The 20,152-nt window shown below is 39.0% G+C and carries 21 protein-coding genes; 6 read left to right on the top strand and 15 right to left on the bottom strand.

The genetic code is table 11. The features are described 5' to 3' along the window. Position 1: 1 nt before the first annotated feature. Entirely contained in the window at positions 2-604 is a 603-nt protein-coding gene (locus tag N824_RS27480; protein ID WP_152542473.1) for a GIN domain-containing protein, read from the bottom strand. 247 nt (positions 605-851) lie between these two features. On the opposite strand from N824_RS27480, the gene N824_RS27475 reads away from it, so the two are divergent. Continuing rightward, the gene (locus tag N824_RS27475) at positions 852-3,746 is read left to right on the top strand and encodes a DEAD/DEAH box helicase (RefSeq protein WP_048908276.1); all 2,895 of its coding nucleotides are present in this window, start codon (positions 852-854) and stop codon (positions 3,744-3,746) included. On the opposite strand, the gene aat is transcribed toward N824_RS27475, so the two are convergent. Continuing rightward, positions 3,743-4,375 carry a leucyl/phenylalanyl-tRNA--protein transferase gene (aat, locus tag N824_RS27470; RefSeq protein ID WP_048908275.1) on the bottom strand — a complete coding sequence of 211 codons (633 nt, stop codon included), beginning with the start codon at positions 4,373-4,375 and terminating at the stop codon, positions 3,743-3,745. The genes N824_RS27475 and aat overlap by 4 nt on opposite strands. Before the next feature lie 69 nt (positions 4,376-4,444). On the opposite strand from aat, the gene N824_RS27465 reads away from it, so the two are divergent. Then, positions 4,445-4,813 (top strand): YccF domain-containing protein, encoded by a 369-nt coding sequence (locus tag N824_RS27465; protein ID WP_048908274.1) that lies wholly within the window; start codon positions 4,445-4,447, stop codon positions 4,811-4,813. Here the strand turns inward: N824_RS27465 and N824_RS27460 are convergent. Further along, positions 4,810-5,787 carry an App1 family protein gene (locus N824_RS27460; protein ID WP_048908273.1) on the bottom strand — a complete coding sequence of 326 codons (978 nt, stop codon included), beginning with the start codon at positions 5,785-5,787 and terminating at the stop codon, positions 4,810-4,812. The two genes, N824_RS27465 and N824_RS27460, sit on opposite strands and share 4 nt — an antisense overlap. 54 nt (positions 5,788-5,841) lie before the next feature. Here N824_RS27460 and N824_RS27455 point away from each other — a divergent pair, with 54 nt between their 5' ends. After that, on the top strand, positions 5,842-6,717 hold the full coding sequence (locus N824_RS27455; protein WP_048908272.1) for a diacylglycerol kinase family protein: 876 nt from the start codon (positions 5,842-5,844) through the stop codon (positions 6,715-6,717). On the opposite strand, the gene N824_RS27450 is transcribed toward N824_RS27455, so the two are convergent. The 11 genes from N824_RS27450 to N824_RS27400 form a co-directional block, all read right to left on the bottom strand. Then, entirely contained in the window at positions 6,714-7,364 is a 651-nt protein-coding gene (locus tag N824_RS27450) for a TonB family protein (RefSeq protein ID WP_048908271.1), read from the bottom strand. The two genes, N824_RS27455 and N824_RS27450, sit on opposite strands and share 4 nt — an antisense overlap. Before the next feature lie 32 nt (positions 7,365-7,396). Further along, positions 7,397-8,089: a peptidoglycan DD-metalloendopeptidase family protein gene (locus N824_RS27445; protein ID WP_048908270.1), complete on the bottom strand. Its 693-nt coding sequence runs from the start codon at positions 8,087-8,089 to the stop codon at positions 7,397-7,399. Beyond that, complete coding sequence (gene rbfA / locus N824_RS27440; protein ID WP_048908269.1) at positions 8,073-8,450, bottom strand: 30S ribosome-binding factor RbfA; 378 nt, start codon at positions 8,448-8,450, stop codon at positions 8,073-8,075. The genes N824_RS27445 and rbfA overlap by 17 nt, the downstream gene beginning before the upstream one ends. 31 nt (positions 8,451-8,481) lie before the next feature. Continuing rightward, complete coding sequence (hflX, locus tag N824_RS27435; protein WP_048908268.1) at positions 8,482-9,672, bottom strand: GTPase HflX; 1,191 nt, start codon at positions 9,670-9,672, stop codon at positions 8,482-8,484. Positions 9,673-9,694: 22 nt separating this feature from the next. After that, positions 9,695-10,486: an indole-3-glycerol phosphate synthase TrpC gene (gene trpC / locus N824_RS27430; protein ID WP_048908267.1), complete on the bottom strand. Its 792-nt coding sequence runs from the start codon at positions 10,484-10,486 to the stop codon at positions 9,695-9,697. Position 10,487: 1 nt separating this feature from the next. Beyond that, positions 10,488-11,060, bottom strand: a complete 573-nt coding sequence (locus N824_RS27425) for an aminodeoxychorismate/anthranilate synthase component II (RefSeq protein ID WP_048908384.1) — start codon at positions 11,058-11,060, stop codon at positions 10,488-10,490. A gap of 19 nt (positions 11,061-11,079) precedes the next feature. Continuing rightward, complete coding sequence (locus N824_RS27420) at positions 11,080-12,483, bottom strand: anthranilate synthase component I family protein (RefSeq protein ID WP_048908266.1); 1,404 nt, start codon at positions 12,481-12,483, stop codon at positions 11,080-11,082. Between the two features lie 233 nt (positions 12,484-12,716). Beyond that, on the bottom strand, positions 12,717-13,151 hold the full coding sequence (locus N824_RS27415; protein ID WP_048908265.1) for a hypothetical protein: 435 nt from the start codon (positions 13,149-13,151) through the stop codon (positions 12,717-12,719). An 84-nt stretch (positions 13,152-13,235) separates the two neighbouring features. Then, positions 13,236-13,643, bottom strand: coding sequence for a Dabb family protein (locus tag N824_RS27410; protein ID WP_048908264.1), 408 nt, complete (start codon positions 13,641-13,643; stop codon positions 13,236-13,238). A gap of 25 nt (positions 13,644-13,668) precedes the next feature. Continuing rightward, positions 13,669-14,118 carry a carboxymuconolactone decarboxylase family protein gene (locus N824_RS27405; protein WP_048908383.1) on the bottom strand — a complete coding sequence of 150 codons (450 nt, stop codon included), beginning with the start codon at positions 14,116-14,118 and terminating at the stop codon, positions 13,669-13,671. Positions 14,119-14,134: 16 nt separating this feature from the next. Beyond that, positions 14,135-14,977: a sigma-70 family RNA polymerase sigma factor gene (locus tag N824_RS27400; RefSeq protein WP_048908263.1), complete on the bottom strand. Its 843-nt coding sequence runs from the start codon at positions 14,975-14,977 to the stop codon at positions 14,135-14,137. Between the two features lie 60 nt (positions 14,978-15,037). Between N824_RS27400 and N824_RS27395 the strand changes: the two genes are divergently transcribed. Genes N824_RS27395 through N824_RS27385 form a run of 3 tightly spaced genes read left to right on the top strand, consistent with a single transcriptional unit; the run spans position 15,038 to position 18,177 of the window. Beyond that, complete coding sequence (locus N824_RS27395; RefSeq protein WP_161662373.1) at positions 15,038-16,579, top strand: YgcG family protein; 1,542 nt, start codon at positions 15,038-15,040, stop codon at positions 16,577-16,579. Positions 16,580-16,600: 21 nt separating this feature from the next. Then, positions 16,601-17,665, top strand: coding sequence for a carboxypeptidase-like regulatory domain-containing protein (locus N824_RS27390; RefSeq protein WP_048908261.1), 1,065 nt, complete (start codon positions 16,601-16,603; stop codon positions 17,663-17,665). Positions 17,666-17,706: 41 nt separating this feature from the next. Beyond that, positions 17,707-18,177, top strand: coding sequence for a group II truncated hemoglobin (locus tag N824_RS27385; protein WP_048908260.1), 471 nt, complete (start codon positions 17,707-17,709; stop codon positions 18,175-18,177). A 180-nt stretch (positions 18,178-18,357) separates the two neighbouring features. Here the strand turns inward: N824_RS27385 and N824_RS27380 are convergent, their stop codons facing one another. After that, positions 18,358-20,118, bottom strand: a complete 1,761-nt coding sequence (locus N824_RS27380) for a RagB/SusD family nutrient uptake outer membrane protein (protein WP_048908259.1) — start codon at positions 20,116-20,118, stop codon at positions 18,358-18,360. Positions 20,119-20,152: the final 34 nt, after the last annotated feature.

Here is a 20,152-nt window from a genome sequence, read left to right as displayed (position 1 = left end):
TTTAATTCTTTTTGTTGGCTGCAACCATTATCTGATTCAATGGAGTTGTTGTGGTTTTTAAAGCTACCAGGTGATCTGTGTCTAATTTAGAGATGTCGTCTTTTACCAAGTTATGATCTGCAGTTGTACCGCTTAACTTCAAATCAGCATGATCTTTTATATAAGTATACATACTTTCAGTATTTGCTTTCACAGTGGCCTTTGCATCATCTTTTAAGAATACCTGAAGATATTTAACATCAAACATACCATCAGTTTTCACTATAGCCTTATCTGAGGCATCTATACGTTGTAAATCATTTACTGAAACCAAAACAGTTATACGATTAGCTTCTGTTGAGTTAATGATTAAAGTATATCCAAGTCTTTTAATAGAGGTTTTGTCCAGATTGTAATCTCCATTTATGACTTCGATGTGCTCTCTTTTACCTTGCACCAAAATAACTTTTACATTTCCACTCACTTTAACCTTGTTAAAGGTCATCGGAGCAGCAGATTCAACTGGTTGTTTATCAATCCCGTTGGCGAACGTTGTTACAGCTGTTGAAGTCATAAAGATAACTGTCAATGCTGAGGCGAATAATGTTTTTGCTAGAGTTTTCATATTTTTGAGTTTTAGGGTTTTTGTAGGCTTTTTTGTTATTAAGACCCTCATTTCCAGCAAACGTTTCAGCCAATCCGGCTCTTTTATACCATCAGAAGTTAACTCACGACCAACGGTCTGATTCCCTCGACGAACGCTTTATAAAAATTTAGCCATATTATGAGATTCCATTTGAAAAGAACTTCAATTTGACGTATGTTTAAAGATTTTTAAATGCTTATCCTCCGATTATTTTAATCTTTAGTCAATGTTACGCGTAGATAGTACCAAGCCCTGCAAAATTGTATACTCATTGTGTAAACACGCGTATTTCGGATATTTAATCGAACCTCACATGGTTCAGTTAAATCCGCAGGGCGATTTCTCTCTTACCTATCAGCGCCTGTTCTCACATACTGCTAAAGAGTTTGCAAAACATTTAACAGATAATGATTTTAAGCTTATCAAAATCCTTGATGAGACAGAGCAGGACTTTATCATAAAAAAGCATCACAAGAAAGCGATAAGACCCGGAGAGTTCTTTAGCAAGTTTTTTAACGATAAGTTCTATGAAACTGTCCGTCCAAAAATTGAGAAGAAACTATCTGAAGTTCTGGAAGCCCTCAAAGCAGATGGTTCATTGTATTTAATGGATAATGATGGCTGGCCTGCAGAGCGAAAAATAGATATTGCGCTAGAGCCTTCTACGGTACTGTTCCATTTTAGACGTAATAATATTGAAACGCGCTATTTTCCTACCATAAAGTACCAGGGATTAAGAATCGATTTCATGTTCAAGGATGCTCAGATTATAAGTAATCAGCCAGCATGGTTATTACTTAATGATATGATCTATTTCTTTGAGCAGGATATTGAAGGAAAAAAATTACTCCCTTTTTTAAACAAGCGCTACATAACCATACCAAAGACCACCGAGGAAACCTATTTTGAAAAGTTTGTTTGTCCACTTATTGAAAAATACCATGTTTACGCCGAGGGCTTTGATATAAAAACAGAAAAGCATGATCCAACCCCAACGCTAAAAGTTATTTATGTAGAATCGGGAGTTTCTCAGCTTCAGCTCTACTTTAAATACGGGGAATATGCTTTTGCCATGGGTAATGAAAAAAAGGTAACTGTTCGTCTTGCCAAAGAGGACGACAACTACATTTTCACCCGTATAAAAAGAGATACTGCATTTGAGAAACAGAAATTTGATGCGCTGCTAAATCTTGGACTAAAGAAAACCAGCGCTCTTTTTCACAACCTCGAGGTTTCAGGTAATCACGATGAAGACCAATCTTATGCCATCATCAATTGGGTAAACGAACATATAGAAGGTTTAAAAAACCTTGGTTTTGAAATAGAACAACATCATGGAGCAAAAAAATTCTTATTTGCTGCCAATAAAATTGATTTTGAGATTAAAGAAGATAACGATTGGTTTGACATCAATGCCATAGTGTACTTTGGTATCTTTCCGGTACCCTTTCTATCTCTTAAACAACACATACTTCATAAAAAGAGGGAATTTACGCTTCCTGATGGCACAATTGCTATCATTCCCGAAAAGTGGTTCTCTCAATATGGAAGTCTTTTCAGTTTATCAGAAGGAGGCAAGTCGATACACCTGAAGAAACATCACATAGGGCTCATCAATGAACTGGCAGAGGACAGCATAGCCAACATAACCCTAAGCCGTAAACTTGAAAGATTAAATGATTTCGAGAACATTGCCGACACCCAAATGCCGCTCCATTTTAAAGGCGACCTGCGTAGTTATCAAAAGGCTGGCTACAATTGGTTTAGTTTCCTGCGTGAGTATAATTTCGGAGGATGTTTAGCTGATGATATGGGTTTGGGTAAAACCATCCAAACACTGGCAATGCTGCAAAAGCTTAAAGAAGAAAATGAGCAAAATTCAACTCATGGCACTTCTTTAATTGTTATGCCAACCTCCCTAATTTACAACTGGCTAAATGAAGCCAAAAAGTTTACGCCTAAGCTCAAAATACATGCCCATACCGGAACTACAAGAGATAAAGATGTAAGTATATTTGCGAAGTATGATATCGTGATAACAACTTATGGAATTACCAGGGTTGATATAGATATTCTGAAAAACTTCTACTTCAGCTACATCATATTAGATGAAAGCCAGAATATAAAAAACCCTTCGTCAAAATCATTTAAGGCGGTTAAGGCGTTAAAATCTAAATACAGACTAATCCTAAGTGGTACTCCTGTCGAAAACTCTGTAAGCGACCTTTGGACCCAGCTTACCTTTTTAAACCCCGGTCTGCTGGGTACGCAATCATTCTTTAACGAAGAATATGTTCAGGCCATCGAGAAAAGGAAAGATGAAGAAAAGGCCCGTAAGCTGCAAGCAATTATAAAGCCTTTTGTTTTACGCCGCACAAAAGAACAGGTTGCGGCCGAACTGCCTTCCAAAACGGAACAGGTGTTTTATTGCGATATGAGTGAGGATCAGGCTGCATATTATGAAAAAACAAAATCTGCTTATCGTAACGACCTGCTAAGCAGCATGGATGATGGCTCTTATGCAAAAAAACAAGTACAACTCTTACAGGGTCTAACGGCACTACGTCAACTGGCAAACCATCCGGTTATGATAGACGACACTTACGCTTCTGATTCAGGTAAATTCGAAAATGTAATCCATACACTCGATAATGTACTTAAAGGCGGGCACAAGGTCCTTATCTTTTCGCAGTTTGTAAAGCACCTGAATATCTTCAGGGCCTATTTCGAAAAAGAAAGCATCTCCTTTTCTTATCTTGATGGATCAACCAAAAACCGCGGAGAAATCGTTGCTGAGTTCCAGAAAAACACGGAATTAAAGGTATTCTTAATTTCTATTAAGGCAGGTGGTGTAGGTTTAAACTTAACCCAGGCAGATTATGTGTTTATTCTTGATCCATGGTGGAATCCCGCAGTAGAGCAACAGGCAATAGATCGTACACATAGGATTGGCCAGGAGAAGAAAGTGTTTATCTATAAATTCATTGCAAAAGATACAGTAGAAGAAAAGATATTGGCATTACAAAACCGTAAGAAACGATTAGCCAGTTCTTTGATCACCACAGAAGAAAGTTTCTTCAAATCCTTAAGTAAGGAAGACATCAAAGAGATTCTGAATTAATCTTTCAGGAATTCATCATATTGCTTGCGCGAAATCATTTCCGCCCCTAAACTCATCAAATGATCATTGGGCAGCTGGCAGTCTATTAGCTTAAACCTATCGGTTTTACACAGCCATATCAGTGCCGTTTTTGAGGCATTACTTACCAAGCTAAACATACTTTCGCCACAAAAAACATCACCCACTTCCACGCCATACAACCCTCCAACCAATACATTATCTTTCCATACTTCTACACTTTTAGCATAGCCCTTTTCATGCAAACTAATGTAGGCATCCTGCATTTCCTGAGTAATCCATGTGCCTGGCTGATCTTTTCTTCCCACCTTTGCGCAGTTAACGATTACCTCCCGAAATGCTTTGTTAAAGGTTACCACAAATGCGTCTGATTTAAGAACTTTAGCCATGCTTTTACTCACCTTCACTTCTGCCGGATATATTACACAGCGTTCATGCGGTGAATACCAACAAATCGGATCATCATCACTAAACCACGGAAATATACCATTGTGATAAGCCAAAAGCAATCTTTCAATGCTCAAATCTCCACCTACAGCCAGCAATCCATCCGGATCCGCCAAGGCCGGATTAGGAAAAACAATCTCATCTTCTGGTAGTCTAAAAACCATTTACAATAATAAAACATTAGGTTTAATGTAACTAATCTTGCTATATTTCATCCTAATAAAAAGCGTAACATGAACTTAATAGGCAATATCATCTGGATCATTTTTGGTGGAATATTTATTTTCTTTGAATACATAATCGGTGGTCTTGTCCTATGCCTTACTATTGTGGGAATCCCATTCGGAATACAGTGCTTCAAGTTTGCCTTTGTTGGCCTTGCTCCTTTTGGCGTTAAAATAACCGATACCTCTTCCAATACTGGCTGCTTATCGACCGTTATGAATATCATCTGGTTAATATTTGGGGGCTTCTGGATTGCCCTTACCCATCTTTTCTTTGGTATCTTGTTCTGCATTACCATTATAGGTATTCCATTTGGCCGACAACATTTTAAATTAATGAATCTGGCCTTTTCTCCATTTGGAAAATCGATAAGCTAATCTGCAATCAGCCCTATCTTTTTAGAATGTTCAATTGCATCTACACTGTTTTCAAACAAACAGGTACGGATGTTTTGTGCCTCTATTCTTTTCAATAATGCCCGGGTTGGCTCTTCCATATCCTTACGGATATTTCTGATGTAAACAGCCGCAATGTTTTTAGGGTATTTCTCTGCAATAGCAGTATATATTTCCGGGTCCTTCTGTGTATTGTCTCCAAAAAAGACAAACTTTTGATTTGGAAAAGCATCTAAAATTCTCATCACTCTCATCAATTTCCCTTCGTGACCGGTTTTACCCGTTTTAATAAGATCCCTCCACTGCTTAATCTGATTCAATAAAAAGGCACCATCCGGTAACTTATTATAGCTGAAAATCTCTACCAGATAATCATATAAATTCCACTCACTGCTGGATACATAGAAAAAGGGATTAGGCTGATCTGCCGTGGTATGTGAAATTGCCAGGGCAGTGTAATGCGTGTATGTACCTTTAAACGTTTTCCGGGTTCTTGGGTTTTTAATAAAAAGCTCTCTAAGTCTTCTTCTGATAGTTGCCGAATGCGAAACCATCACCGTATCATCAATATCAGAAATAAAAGCAAACTGAGTAATGTGAGGTACAAACACCTGACCTAGCCCTATCGCCAGTATTTTTCCATCCTTATCTAAAGCCTCAATCTTTACCCCATGCCATCCCGCATTCACGTTTTCATTGGCCGACCACTCAAACTTAAAAAAGCCATCGTATTCAGTTTTGCGGTATACCTCCTGCCCATTAAAAGTGAGCCTTACCTGTACATGAGGGTATGGCTTTAGTACAAATAACTTTAGCAAATGGATAATGTTGACGAATAAATTATTGCTAAAACCCTGCATTGTTTTGGCCCTAAATTTAAACACATGACCGTATACCACAAGGTTATGCGTGTGTCCGTATCCATGGTATACCTTAACACTTACAGATTTATTCATCAATAATTAAAACAGAGTAATTCTAAAGTTGTTTGTGATATTAAAGAAAATGTAATGGGAGAAAAATCCGACCAATTGAAATTGCTGTTTATCGTGAATCCGGGATCTGGAAATGGTGAGATCAATTTTGCCGATGCCATAAGCGCATATTTTGAATCGCTCCCTCATACTGCGGAGATTTATGAGCTGCCATTAAACTGTTCTTTCGAAAAACTTAAGGAAATAATAGCCTGTGCAAATGCAGACCGCGTGATAGCCGTTGGCGGCGATGGAACGGTGAAATTGATTGCCGAATGTTTGCTCCAAACAGATACCCCCATGGGTATTATACCTGCCGGATCTGCAAACGGCATGGCCAAGGAATTAGGCATTCCCACAACCATTAAGGAATCATTGGATATGATACTGAACGGGCAGCCCAAAAAAATACATGTCATAATGGTAAACGGTGAGCTATGCATTCACCTTGCCGATATAGGTTTTAATGCCTATCTCGTTAAAAAATTTAATGACCTGCCGCAGCGTGGAATGTGGGGATACACTAAAGCCGCATGGAAAGCGCTATGGAGTCATCATAAAATGGAGGTACTGATTAAGGTAAAAGATAAAACCATCCGTTCAGAAGCAGCTATGGTGGTTATAGCAAATGCCACCATGTATGGCACAGGCGTTAAAATTAATCCTGATGGCAAACTGGACGATGATTTCTTTGAAGTAATTCTGGTAAAAGAATATTCCGTGATGGAGATTTTAAAACTAAGGTTTACCAATATGGCTTTAAACCCGAAGAATATTGAATCCTTTCAAACCACTAGTCTCAACATAAAAACAAAACATAAAGCGCATTTTCAGGTTGATGGTGAATATATGGGCAAGGTAAGCAGAATTGAAGCCAACATAGTACCTGCGGCCGTTAGCGTTATTGTCTAATTGCAGTATTTAGCGATCTGCTCGTCCGCCAAATCATACCCCATGTTCTTCACAAACATAAAATCCTCACACGCGCCTTGCCTATCCTTCTGTTTCAGTTTCTTCAAACCATCATTTATCCTCATTTTCATATACTCTTCATCATAACCAAGGCTTGCTTTCAACGCTTCAATCCTTCGCTGCTCATCAGCAGTAAATTTACCTGTTGCCTTATGCCTGTAAAAATTAAGCACTGCATCTGTCATACCTACATTGGATTTATAGGTTTCTATAGCCTGTTTTATATCTTTCTGGCTTTTATTCTGGCAATCATCTCCAGACAGTTTAAAGTTTATGGGTACCACAACAGATATCGTAGTATCGTGATCAGCAGGAACTATCCACTTACCGCTGCTTAGTCTGATCAACCTTAGTGCCTCGTCATCAAGATCTGTTCCAATGCCTTTTTGAATCTTAGAGAAATAGACCTCTCCCGCTTTATTCAATTTAAAGCTTATGGTAACACTTCCATCAATGCAATTTTGTAGTGAATACCGGGGATAAACCTTATTGTTCATCACGAAAGACTCCAGCCCACCTTTTAAAGTTGGCTGGGCTTTAACATTTAACCCCAGCAAAAGAAATAATGCTAAAAGAATCTTTGACATATACCAATTTACGTATTTTAAAGTAAAGCCGATTAAAATGTGTGTTTTAAAATTACTGCAGGATCGGGGCAATTCTTTAGATAAATATCTCTTTTAGTGTATTGGCATACACCCGGATAATCACCTTTTAAAGCCTGCATATTATATATCAGTTGAAAGTGTAAATGCGGAGGCCAGTAACCATTTTCTTCCTTTTTACCAAAAGCAGCAAATCGCGTCCCGGCAGGAATAAACATTCCCTCTTCCAGCCCCTGTAAAGATTCCAGACTCAAATGTCCATATAAGGCATGAATTACCGCATCTCCCAAAACATATTTCAGAATAATGGTTCCTCCATAGTCACCAAAGTTATTGTTGAATTTAAAGCTATGGACCACTGCATCATGAAAATTGTAAACAGGTGTTCCCGCAGGCCCCCATATATCTGCGCCTAAATGCAGCCTTCTGGGTTCTTCGGCTGTATCAAAATGAGCACTGCGCGCATAGATAGACCTGTGTTCGTTATAGCCGCCAATGCCATATCTACAGTTATTTAAACACAATTTTTTATCAACCCAACTAGTAAAAAGGTCGGTATCATCTAAAATATCGCTTGTGAGTTCTTTATTTTCGACTGTAAGATCCAGAGGATACAGCAAGTCATGAGCAGGATCAAAATCGACTACTTTACCAATTATGATATCACTCCTATTTAAGGCAGCTAGAAGATCAATCGGCTTGCTCATCCGTCTCCTTACGGTCTCTGGATATTTTATCGAATAGCTTATCCATATGCTCTACGTACTCATTCGTATCGTCTAAAAAGAAGGTAAGCGTAGGGATTACGCGAGCCTGGTGACGAATACGTGCACCCAGTTTATACCTGATCTCACTTGAATGTGAATTCACCTCAGCAACAGATAAGGTTGTATTGTTTGTATTTAAAAAGCTCAAATAAACCTTTGCTACCGCCAAATCCGGAGAAACGCGAACCTTAGTGATAGTAACCAGTGTATTGGGTAAATATGCAGAGCCTTCGCGCTGAAAAATAGCAGCTAATTCCTCTTGTATCACCCCGGCAAATTTCTGTTGACGTTTACTTTCCATAATTTTTCTCTTTCTTCTTTAACGGCATTAATTAATATAACAGCTTATCATAAGGATAGCGCTCGGTATGCAAAGCAACAACTTTATCGTATAATAATTGTTTAAATTCCTCCAAATTCTCTTTGTGCAGGGCAGATATAAATATAGAAGGGGCATTATGATTTGCCATCCAGCTACGCTTAAAATCATCAAGCGTAAGCACAGCTCTTTCTTCATCTTCATGATCAGGCTCAGGACTCACATAAGCATCCATTTTATTGAATACCATGATGGTCTCTTTATCCCTTGCGCCAAGATCTTTTAAGGTCTCATTCACTACATTGATCTGATCTTCAAAGTTAGCATGCGATACATCCACAACGTGGATCAGTACATCTGCTTCGCGTACCTCATCCAATGTCGATTTAAAACATTCTACTAAATGGTGGGGTAACTTTCTGATGAACCCTACTGTATCTGATAGTAAAAACGGCAAATTCTCAATAACCACCTTTCTCACCGTAGTATCCAATGTGGCAAATAGTTTGTTTTCGGCAAACACTTCAGATTTAGAAAGCATATTCATAATCGTTGATTTCCCTACGTTGGTATACCCAACAAGAGCAACCCTTATGAGTTGTCCGCGGTTCTTTCTTTGTGTTTCGTTTTGTCTATCAATCTGGCTCAGCCTGCTTTTTAAAAGGGCAATCTTTTCAAGGATCATCCTTCTATCACTCTCAATCTGGGTCTCACCCGGACCTCTCATACCAATACCACCCTTTTGACGCTCTAAGTGAGTCCATAAGCGGGTAAGTCGCGGTAATAAGTATTGCAACTGTGCCAGTTCAACCTGAGTCTTAGCCTGTGCAGTTTGTGCTCTGCTGGCAAAAATATCAAGGATCAGGTTACTCCTGTCCAATATTTTAACCTGTAATTCCCGTTCAATATTTCTTAGTTGTGATGGTGAAAGCTCATCATCAAAAACAACCATATCTATCTCTTCAGACTTTACGTAAGCCTGTATTTCTTCAAGTTTCCCTGTCCCTACAAAAGTTCCACGGTCAGGTTTAAGCATCTTCTGCGTAAATTCATGTTCCACAACACCACCCGCCGTATCTACCAGAAAAGCAAGCTCATCCAGGTATTCCCTGGTTTCCTCCGGCTTTTCACCAGGCCTGATTACTCCTACAAGTACCGCCCGTTCCGGCTTAAGTGCCGTGTCGTAATATTTCTGTTTTCCCATGTAAAGTACAAAGATACAAAAGTTATACCGAGATCAATTCACTGACAAACTCTCTGATTGCAAGTCCCGGATCTTCAGTTTTCATGAAGTTTTCGCCAATCAAAAAGCCATTAAACCCGGCTTGTTTTAATAATTTAATTGTAGGAGTATCGCTGATGGCACTTTCAGATATCTTCATAAAATCAGCAGGAATCTGATCTGCAAGATCAAACGAAGTCTGAATGTTTACTGTAAAATCAGCAAGGTTTCGGTTGTTAACGCCTATGGCATCCAGATCCTTGCATATGCTCCTTTCAAGCTCTTCCTGGTTATGCACTTCCAACAGCACATTAAGCCCCAAACCCTTCGCTGTGCCCGCTAGCGTTGCAATTTCCTGCGGAGTAAGGATCGCAGCAATTAATAAAATGATATCAGCACCCCAGGCTTTTGCCTCAAGGATCTGATATTCATCAATCATAAAATCCTTTCTCAGAATAGGAACTTTGTTCGCAGCCCTCGCTTCCAGCAAATCTCGTTGATGACCTCCAAAGAAGTCTGTGTCTGTTAGTACCGACAATGCCGAAGCTCCTGCCGAAGCATAAGCCGTAGTGACATCAGCAACTGTAACTTTGTCATTAATAACACCCTTAGATGGAGACTGGCGCTTAAACTCAGCAATAATACCAGTTCGGTCATCTGCTAATAAAAACTCCTTAAAAGAATATGGATTGCGATTAAAGTGCTGTGCAGCTTCCAGCTGTTTAACAGAAACATGTTGCTTAGCCAAAGCCACTTCTTCCTTCTTTCTCAGTACAATTTTATCTAAAATATTCATATTAACTTTCTAACCAGTTCTGCATCATTTGTTTTCCATACTCAGTAAGCACACTTTCCGGATGGAATTGTACACCACGAACATCAAGCGTTTTATGGCTCAATGCCATAATCTCATCTGTTTCATCAGTTGCTGTAACCACAAAGCAATCAGGTAGCCCTTTATTACTAACCACCCATGAGTGATAGCGACCTACTTTAATTACATCGGGGCAATCTTTAAATAAAAGTTCACTCTTATCCAACACGGTAATCGGTGTAGCAATTCCATGCATAGGCCTGCCTAAATTTAACAAACTTCCTCCAAATGCTTCAGCAATAGCTTGCTGACCCAGGCAAACACCAAGAATACTCTTGGTAGGCGCATAGGCTTTGATTACATCAATTAGTAAACCCGCCTCTTCAGGTATCCCTGGTCCCGGCGAAAGCAAAATCTTATCGTACTGCTCAACATCGGCAAGTTCAAATTTATCATTCCTCCACACCTCAACATCCCTGCCCAATTCATTTACTAAATGCACCAGGTTATAAGTAAACGAATCGTAATTATCTATAACCAAAACTTTCTTTTGCATGATCTTATTATTCTCCATCTTAAATTTGCGCAGCCATTTCTATTGCCCTGCGCAAAGCAGCAATTTTATTATTTACTTCATTCAGTTCATTTTCAGGAATAGAGTCGGCAACAATACCGGCACCTGCTCTGTAATGAAGCTGGTTGTTTTTACTCATAAATGTCCTGATCATGATGCAGTGATTAAACTCATCGTTAAAGCCCATGTAACCAAGTGCCCCGGCATAAAAGTTCCTTCCAAGCCCTTCATTCTCATCAATCAATTGCATAGCCCTGTATTTAGGTGCCCCACTTAATGTTCCTGCCGGATAAGTGTCGGCAACAACCTTAAATGCAGATACATTTTCCTGCAGGTTGCCACTCACTTTAGAAACCAGGTGAATCAGGTGAGAATAGTATTGAACTTCTTTAAAAGATTTTACCTGAACACCACTGCAATGCCTGCTAAGGTCATTCCTGGCCAAATCTACCAGCATTACATGCTCAGCACTTTCTTTAGGATCCTCTTCCAGCTTTTTTGCTTGTTCCGCATCCTCTATGTCATTTCCTGTACGTTTAAACGTACCGGCAATAGGAAAAATATTAGCTACATTATTCTTTATGGTAATTTGAGCTTCAGGTGATGACCCGAAAAGCTTAAAGCTTCCGTAATCAAAATAAAATAAATACGGCGATGGATTTATTGATCTTAAGCATCTGTAAACATTAAACTCATCTCCTAAAAAACCCTGGTTATAAGCTCTTGAAGGAACAATTTGAAAAACATCTCCACGCAATATGTGCTTCTTAAGTTTATCAACCATGTTCATGAAATCTTCGTTTGTCAGGTTAGAATGCTCTTCACCATTCGTTTTAAAACTATACTCAGGATAGTTCTTGTTCTGAATAATGTATTCCATCTTTTCCAGGTCCTCATTATCATCGCCATTAAACCTGTTTTTAAACAAGGTGATCTCATTACGGAAATGATCAATAGCAATAATGTACCGGTAAATATGGTACTGCATTGTTGGGATCTCTTCGCCTTTCGGAGTTTCAGAAGAGAAGGTAATATCTTCAAAATGCTGTACAGCGTTCCATGTAAAATATCCAAACAAACCACTAGAAATATGTCTGTTGCCATCAATTACATCCGGTGTAAAAGCAGCCTTAAAAGCATCTATTTCTTCGGTTAGTACAAACTCCGTTTTTTCCGCTTTCCTTCCATCTGGAAAGTAAGAAGAAAGCACACCATCTTGCAGTATAATACCCGCAACAGGTTCAGCGCACACATAACTCATAGAGTTCTCACGACTATGGTAGTCGGAGCTTTCCAGTAAAATTGTATTTGGAAATACATCTCTCAATCTCAGGTAAATACTTACCGGAGTAGTGGTATCTGCAAGTCTCTTTTTATAAGCTGTGTTAATGGTATAATTATTCATAATAACATTTTTTTCAATTCATTTATTCAAATTGCCGGATCATAAAAAAACCCGGCGTGTGGTTACGTCGGGTTTTACAATGTGGTTTGGTTTAGGTTGATAAACTATAAGGTACACAAGGTTACGACGAAACTCTTTTCAGAATTACCACGCCACTGCCAAGTATGTATATTGTTAATCATGTGCAACAAAAATATAAATAAATCTTACTAAACAAAATTAAATTGTGAAATTTATGAAACTCCAAAAAAACTACGACTAGGATCAGCCATAGTCATCTGTATAATTGATGCGATAATCACGATTAATCCTAATCCAAAATATAGCGCAATAGTGCGATGTTTGCCCGAGGGATCCTCTACTCTTTTCGATCGTGCATTACCTACAGTAACTAAAATGGCAGCAAAAATCATCATTGCAATATGTTCCATTTTCCAATATCTTATTCCTGCTTCAACAAGTGGGCTCACAAAGTACAATACCAAACCAAATAAAATTTGGATATGTACAAAGATTAAAGTAAACACATTCAATTTTCTATTTCCTTCTGTATATGGTTTTTTTCCAAGCCATCCTGCAATTGCAGTTACTATTGCCACTACCAATAAAATTAAGACGAGATAACGCCATCCTGAGTGTGCACTCTTTAAAATGTGATAAAATTTCATAACGGTTTTTCTTTCAAACTTAAGTAATTACTTTATGCTTTATGTAATAGCGAATTACTAAATGATATTTAAAACGATTCTATTTTAGGCCTCAACTGCATCATAAACAACTACTTTCTCCCATAAATGGCTGTAGTTTTTTATAAATTCCAGGTGTATTGGGTGTGTTTGATAAGTTGCCTGACCTTCAAGATCACTAAAGAACATCAGTTCAGATACTCCCCAGCTGCTATCAATAACATCACGTTTTTCAGTACTGGCTACAATACCCACGTGTAATTCTTTTACTGTCGGGATTTTAGAAAGCGCTTTCACGCCTGCGGCTAGTTTATCACGATCTTCTTTTGAATCTGGATTTTTCAACCAGAAAAACACATGGTGTACCACCGGATAATTTTTTTTCATATTTGATAACGGCATAGCGGTTGCAGCTGTCCCCACTGCAAGTACTGCAGCAGTTCCAATAAATTTTCTTCTGTTAGACTTATTCATAATGCATAAATCTATGAAAAAAATATTACTTCACTTCATATGTCCCAGCTATTGTTCCAAAAGACTTTACCAGCCTGTTCCATGAATTTATTTGGGCAACGGCCAATGAAAGATTTGCAATCTCAGCATTAGAAAAATGCTTTTTAAGTTCATCATGCAGATCATCTGATTCTCTTTCTTCCTGAAGATTGGTTAATCTTTCAGCGAAAGCCAATACAGCCCTCTCTTTTGGTGTGTAATAGTCCGTTTCTCTCCAAACCGACAGCGAGATAAGCCGCTGTAATGTTTCCCCTTTGTGTACCGCTTCCTTCGAATGCATATCCAAACAATACGCGCAACCATTAATCTGCGAAACTCGCACATCCAATAAATCAATTAATAGTGGATCAATTCCTGAACTGCGTAGATAATCCTTTATCTGCCACATTGCTTTAAATAACCCTTCCGGGATTTCATTCTGACTGATTCGTAACATAAAATATCTTTTTCTCTTAAAGACAATCGGCATATCTAAAGCGTGACAGCTTATCTGGATTTCGGATAAAAAAGATATTAGCAATTTCATTTTGCTCAAAAACAAATATCTGACAGCTTACCATCACCCCGTCTTCATAATGAAACATTGCCGGTTGATGATTGATCCATCCATATTTAAAGGTTCGTTTGGAAAAGAATTTCGTTTGCAACCCCTTTAAAAACTTAATTACATTAGCCCTACCCAAAACAGGCCTTAAAGCAGCCAGCACTTTTCCTCCGCCATCCGACATCACAGAAATATCGGCCTTAAGCATCAATTCCAGCTCCTGAACATCACCCCTCTTTATTGCATTTACATATTTTAAGAGCGATTCTGTTTCCACATCATTTTTACCCGGCTTCTCCCCCTGCTGCAAGCTTTGTTTTGCTCGCTTCAAAATCTGCCGCGAGTTATCAATTGTTATTTCCAATACCTCAGCAATTTCATCATGGCTATAATCAAAAGCTTCCTTTAGAATAAAAACTGCCCTTTGGCGAGGCGTTAATTTTTCCAGAAGCACCATTAAGGAATAAGAAAGCACCTCTTTTTTACTCAAGGCAGAATCCGCCTCATTGGTGTCAATAGGTTCCGGCAGCCATACTCCCGGATATTCATGCTGCAACCGCTCACTTTGCTTCTTGTAATTAATAGCCAGATTAATTACCGATCGCACCAAATAAGCTTTCTCATCAATAACATTAGTGGTATCTATCTGCAAGAATTTTAGAAAAGCATCTTGTACGATATCGAGTGAGGCCTCGTAGGATCCTGTAATATTGTATGCATATGTAGCCAGCAAAGGCCTTAAATGATTCATCGTACTTCTATTTCAAACTTACAGAAAAAAAGAGATATTTACTTAACGCTACAAACGCTCATGAGAACATCAACGCTACTGCCATTTATCCTTTTACTCTTCATATTTATGGGGTGTAAACAATCTAAAGAGAAATTAATTCTTAACATCCCCGATCCTAAAACACTTAACGAATCATATGTAAGCAATCCGGACAAAATACTTGCAGACGAAACGGTATATACATTAAATGAAAAACTCAGGGAATTAGACCAGTCGGGAAAAGCACATATCGATGTGGTATTTGTCAAGAGTATTGGAGATAATGTGCCCAAGGAAATTGCTACAATGTTATTCAACTCATGGAAAATTGGTGACAAGAAAACCAATAATGGCCTACTTATATTTATAGTTGAAGACCAACACCGGATAGAATTTGAAACAGGTTATGGGTTAGAGGGTATACTGCCTGATGTAACATGTTACAAAATCCAGCAAGACTACATGATTCCCTATGCCAAACAGAACGACTACGACAGCGCAGTAAAAAAAGGCGTAGATGCGGTTATTCAACATATAACCAGCGAAAACAATGCAATATACCAAGCACCCGACAGCATCTCAGTTGCAGATGTTGAGGCCCCACCGGCTATTATTGACCCTGGCATTTCACAACCTTACGATATCACCCCACAAGCCCTCGCAGCGCCAGTAAAACAAAGGGTAGCTCCCATTTTTGATTTCCTTTCGCTCATTATCCTTGCCATTTATATTGTATTTTCTTCGCTGGTTGGTCAGCGGTTAACAGCACACAAAGGCATACCGCGACTAAAAAATCCTGTGATCTATTTTCTTTGGATAGCACCTGTTACCCTGGTTATTTTATTAAACATATACCTGCCATTTGAATGGCATAACATCAGAACAATTCTAATACTTTATTTCTTTTTATGGACGTATGTGAACTTGCACTTCTATTTTTTAGGCAGGAGGTTAACTGCCACCCTAAAGGACAAAACACCACACGAACAGTATCTGGCATGGCAATCTAGCCATTTACCATCCCAATACATCAGAAAAGCATTCCCTACAACATTTTTAAGATCCTACTGGAATAGTTACACTGAACTGCTGCATACTTTGCGATCAAGCCCAATGATATGCGAAAAATGCAGCAATAAGATGATTGTACTAAATGAGGAAAAAGATGATCAATACCTGTTAAAAGGAAACATTATAGAAGAGCAAATTGACTCAATAGATTATGATGTATGGGTGTGCAGGTCTTGTAAAACAGAACTGATACTCGATTACAAGAATCCTGAATCTAAAGCCCAGGAATGCTCAAAATGCCATTTCCATACCTTTTTATATAAACGAAGGGCTATCCATAAAGCTTCAACCACAGAGAGTGAGGGCTTCGGCTATAGTTATTATCTATGCGAATATTGCAAATACGAAGAGAAGATAAAGTTTATCATTCCAAAGGTAGCAACCTCAAGCGGATCCTCCTCTTCGGGTAGCAGCAGTTGGTCTTCTTCTTCCAGTAGCAGCAGCAGTAGCAGTTCTTCAAGCAGCAGCGGAGGCTCATCGGGAGGAGGCGGGGCTGGCAGCAGTTGGTAAACTCACATTAACCAATTAATCATGAAACAAATTATACGCTTAATCTTTATTATTTTACTTAGCACCGGTTCATTAAAAGCCCAGGAATCTTTTACGATAAGGGGCACTGTGTTTAACGCCAAAGAAGAAATTATACAAGGTGCTACTGTGTTTATTGATGGCTCTGAAAAAGGTACAGCAACCAATGCAAAGGGCGAGTTTAAATTCGCCAATATAAAACCAGGCACCTATAAGGTCATTGTGAGCATGATTGGTTATGCTTCAACAAAACAAAATGTAATTATTCAGGACCAGTCGGCCTCATTAACTATTCATATTAAAGAAAAAGCAACTGTTCTGCGTGAAGTAGTAATTGGTAATGATTCTCAGCGCAAAGAAAACATAAAAATATTTCTTAAGAATTTCCTGGGTGAGTCTGGTAATGCAAAAAAATGCAAGATACTAAACCTCGAAATTCTTGATTTTTCGACCATCAAGACCATACTGGAGGCTACCTCAGATGATTTCCTGATTATTGAAAACAAAAGCCTGGGCTACCGCATAAAATACCTGCTCAGAAACTTTCGTTACAACAAGGGAACGGGAGTTACAAGTTACGATGGCGAATCTGTATTCGAAAATTTAGCAGGCACTGAGGAAGAGAAAAGCACCTGGATTGAAAACAGGAAAAAAGCGTACCAGGGTTCCCTTATGCACTACTTAAGGTCGCTCTATAAAAACAACTTGCGGCAAGAGGGCTTTATTACTCTTGAAGTAAAGAACAACAGTCAGCCGCTACAATTAGCTCCCAATCCGGTAAACATGGAGCAATATATCAATACAGTTGACAGCAATTTTATCCAGTTGAAATTCAAAACCAGGCTATATATTGTTTTTGATAAAGAGAATGCGCTGAAAGCTAACGACCATGATCAAAATGGTACAATCACAAAAATGATGGGTAAGGACGGTTCTATTATGCGTCTGTTTTTAGATGATGCCATCATAGACAGCAAAGGCAGCTATGTAGATTACAGAAGCTTTTTTATACAAGGCTTTTGGGGCGGCAAAAGAATTGGCGATCAACTCCCATTTGAATACAACTAGATTCATCTATCTTTATGTTGATCATCAAAAAATAGAAACAAATGGAAAAGACTATTCCAACACTTTATGAATGGGCGGGCGGCATGCCTGTTTTTGAGAAACTTATGAGTTCTTTTTATAAAAAAGTTCTGCTGGATGACACTCTTGAACCTATTTTTAAACATATGTCTGCCGATCATCAGCTGCATGTAGCACATTTTATTGCAGAGGTTTTTGGTGGTCCTAAAATGTACAGTTCCCAGGAAGGTTCGCATTTTAAAATGATTCAAAAACACCTGGGTAAACACTTAACTGAAACCCATAGAAAACGTTGGGTACAACTTCTTATAGAAACCGCAGACGAGCTTACTTTACCTGATGATCCTGAGTTTCGCTCAGCATTTGTAGCTTACATTGAATGGGGAACCAGGATTGCTGTTCTGAATTCTTCAGAAATGGAAATGACGCTAAATCCGGATGAACCCATGCCCAAATGGGGATGGGGAGAACCCGGCGGGCCTTTTATCCTGTAAACACAATCATTCGGATTTTTTGCATTCCTTCCCAATAGCTCATTCGTAAAAAAGTCATTTTTCTCGAACAAGCTTAAAACAAGCGACGAACTAGCTTTAACCAGACTGTACAAAAAAGGGTTGTCAGGGGCAACTTTACGCCCTGACAACCCTCATAAATTGTAGTAATACTGAATAACCTCAATATCCCTGATTTTGATGAAATGCCTTGGTTACATCTAACGTTGATTGAGGTATTGGAAATATCCTTCTGGTAGGCTGAGTTGTTGGCTTGGCGCTAAAAGGAAGCTCATATTTTCCAAAACGGATCATCTGTGGTCTTCTGAACATTTCCCAATACGTTTCAAAAGCAATCTCTTTATAAAGGGCAGCCTCGTCAAGCGATGTTATCGCTACACCAGGTGCATTTCCGTAAAGCGATTCTCTTTTTCTTGAAGTGCGTAAAATGTTGATGTCGTTTAATGCCAAGGCAGTTTGTCCTTTACGGAAATAAGCTTCTGCCCTCATGGTATAAATAACCCCTAAACGGAACAACGGAATGTCAACATTGCTGCTACCATTTCCTTCTTCAGGGTCAAACTCGAACTTAAATACCCGTGCTCCTCTGTTGATCTGGTTTTGAGCAAATACAGCTTGTGTAGGATTAGTAAAATTAAGCTCAGGTGTAAAGTCCATGCGTGTACCGGTGCTTTTTTCCATATAAAGCTCAGAAACTTTAATCCTTCCGTTGTCAGTCATTTCAAAACCACCCGAAGCATTAAGTTTAGGACCATACTGAGGCCCAACCATGATACCGCGATTGAAGTGAAACCATGGTAGGTTATTACTTTTAGGGACAATATCCGATGCGGGAACACTACCTACTGCATCGTTCATAAACCAGGTTCCATCGCTATACTGATATTTTCTGGTAAACCTAGGATCGTCATGGTTTCCATTCCAGGTAGCATAAAATTCAGGACTGATACATGCTGCATTAGTTCCTCTGTTTGCAGGAGACGGTTTTTGGTTACGCTCTACCCCAACATAGGCAAAGGAATTAGAACCATTTCTGATGTAATCTATTTTTTGTACCACCACAAAGATAAGTTCAGAACCGCCTGAATTTTTGATAGCGAAGTTGTCGAAATAGTTACTTTCCAGACGGAATTTACCAGGGTTGATCAATAATGAGGTATAATAGATCACCTTATCCATGTCGGTATCATTGCTGTTTACCGACTTCTCATTAAAATTAAAGGAAGCCGCATAGCGATCTTTATACACTGCGCGGTTAAGGTACATGTTGGCCAATAATCCGTAAGCTGCTTCTTTAGTAAACCTTCCGTTATGAGTAGATTGCTCTCCCAACGTGGCAAGACTTGGGATTAAACCCTCTACCTCTGTAATAAGTCCGTCTATTGCCGATGCCGCCTGTCTAATTTCGAGCGGGGCATTTTCATTAGCCGGATCACGGTAAGGAGCTTGCCCAAACAGATCAAGTGTGGTATAGGTATAGTAGGCCAGTAAGCCTTTAGCTTCGGCAAGAAAAAGGTCTTTTTGCGCACCAGTGCCTGTACTGTTTGCTTTTATAGCGGTTAATGACCTGGTGATCCCGTTGGTAAGCATATTCCAGTTATCTGTTACAATAGGGTTGTCTGCTGCCCAGGTAAACTCATGCATAGAACGCCACTTACCCCCATCGCCCCAATCGCTTCCACGTGTAGGCAGCAGGGCCTCATCTGTAGTATATTCCTGTAATGAAAATACCGCCCCATGATCTACAAAGGTTCCGTCGCCCAACCTGTCGTAAGCTGCCGCTAAAGCACCCGCAGGGTTGGAAGCATCTTCACCTAATACTTCATCAAGCACAACCTCGTTTAATTTTGTACAGTTGGTAAGAAACAAGGCTCCAAGTAGAAATATGATATTTCTTGCTCTAAATAGTTTGTTTGTTTTCATTTTTATAATTTTATAGTTGCGCCAAAAAGAAACG

Source organism: Pedobacter sp. V48 (assembly GCF_000523515.1).
Taxonomy (GTDB): domain Bacteria; phylum Bacteroidota; class Bacteroidia; order Sphingobacteriales; family Sphingobacteriaceae; genus Pedobacter.
Note: the sequence above shows the minus strand (reverse complement) of the source record. Positions and strands in the feature narration are given on the sequence as shown.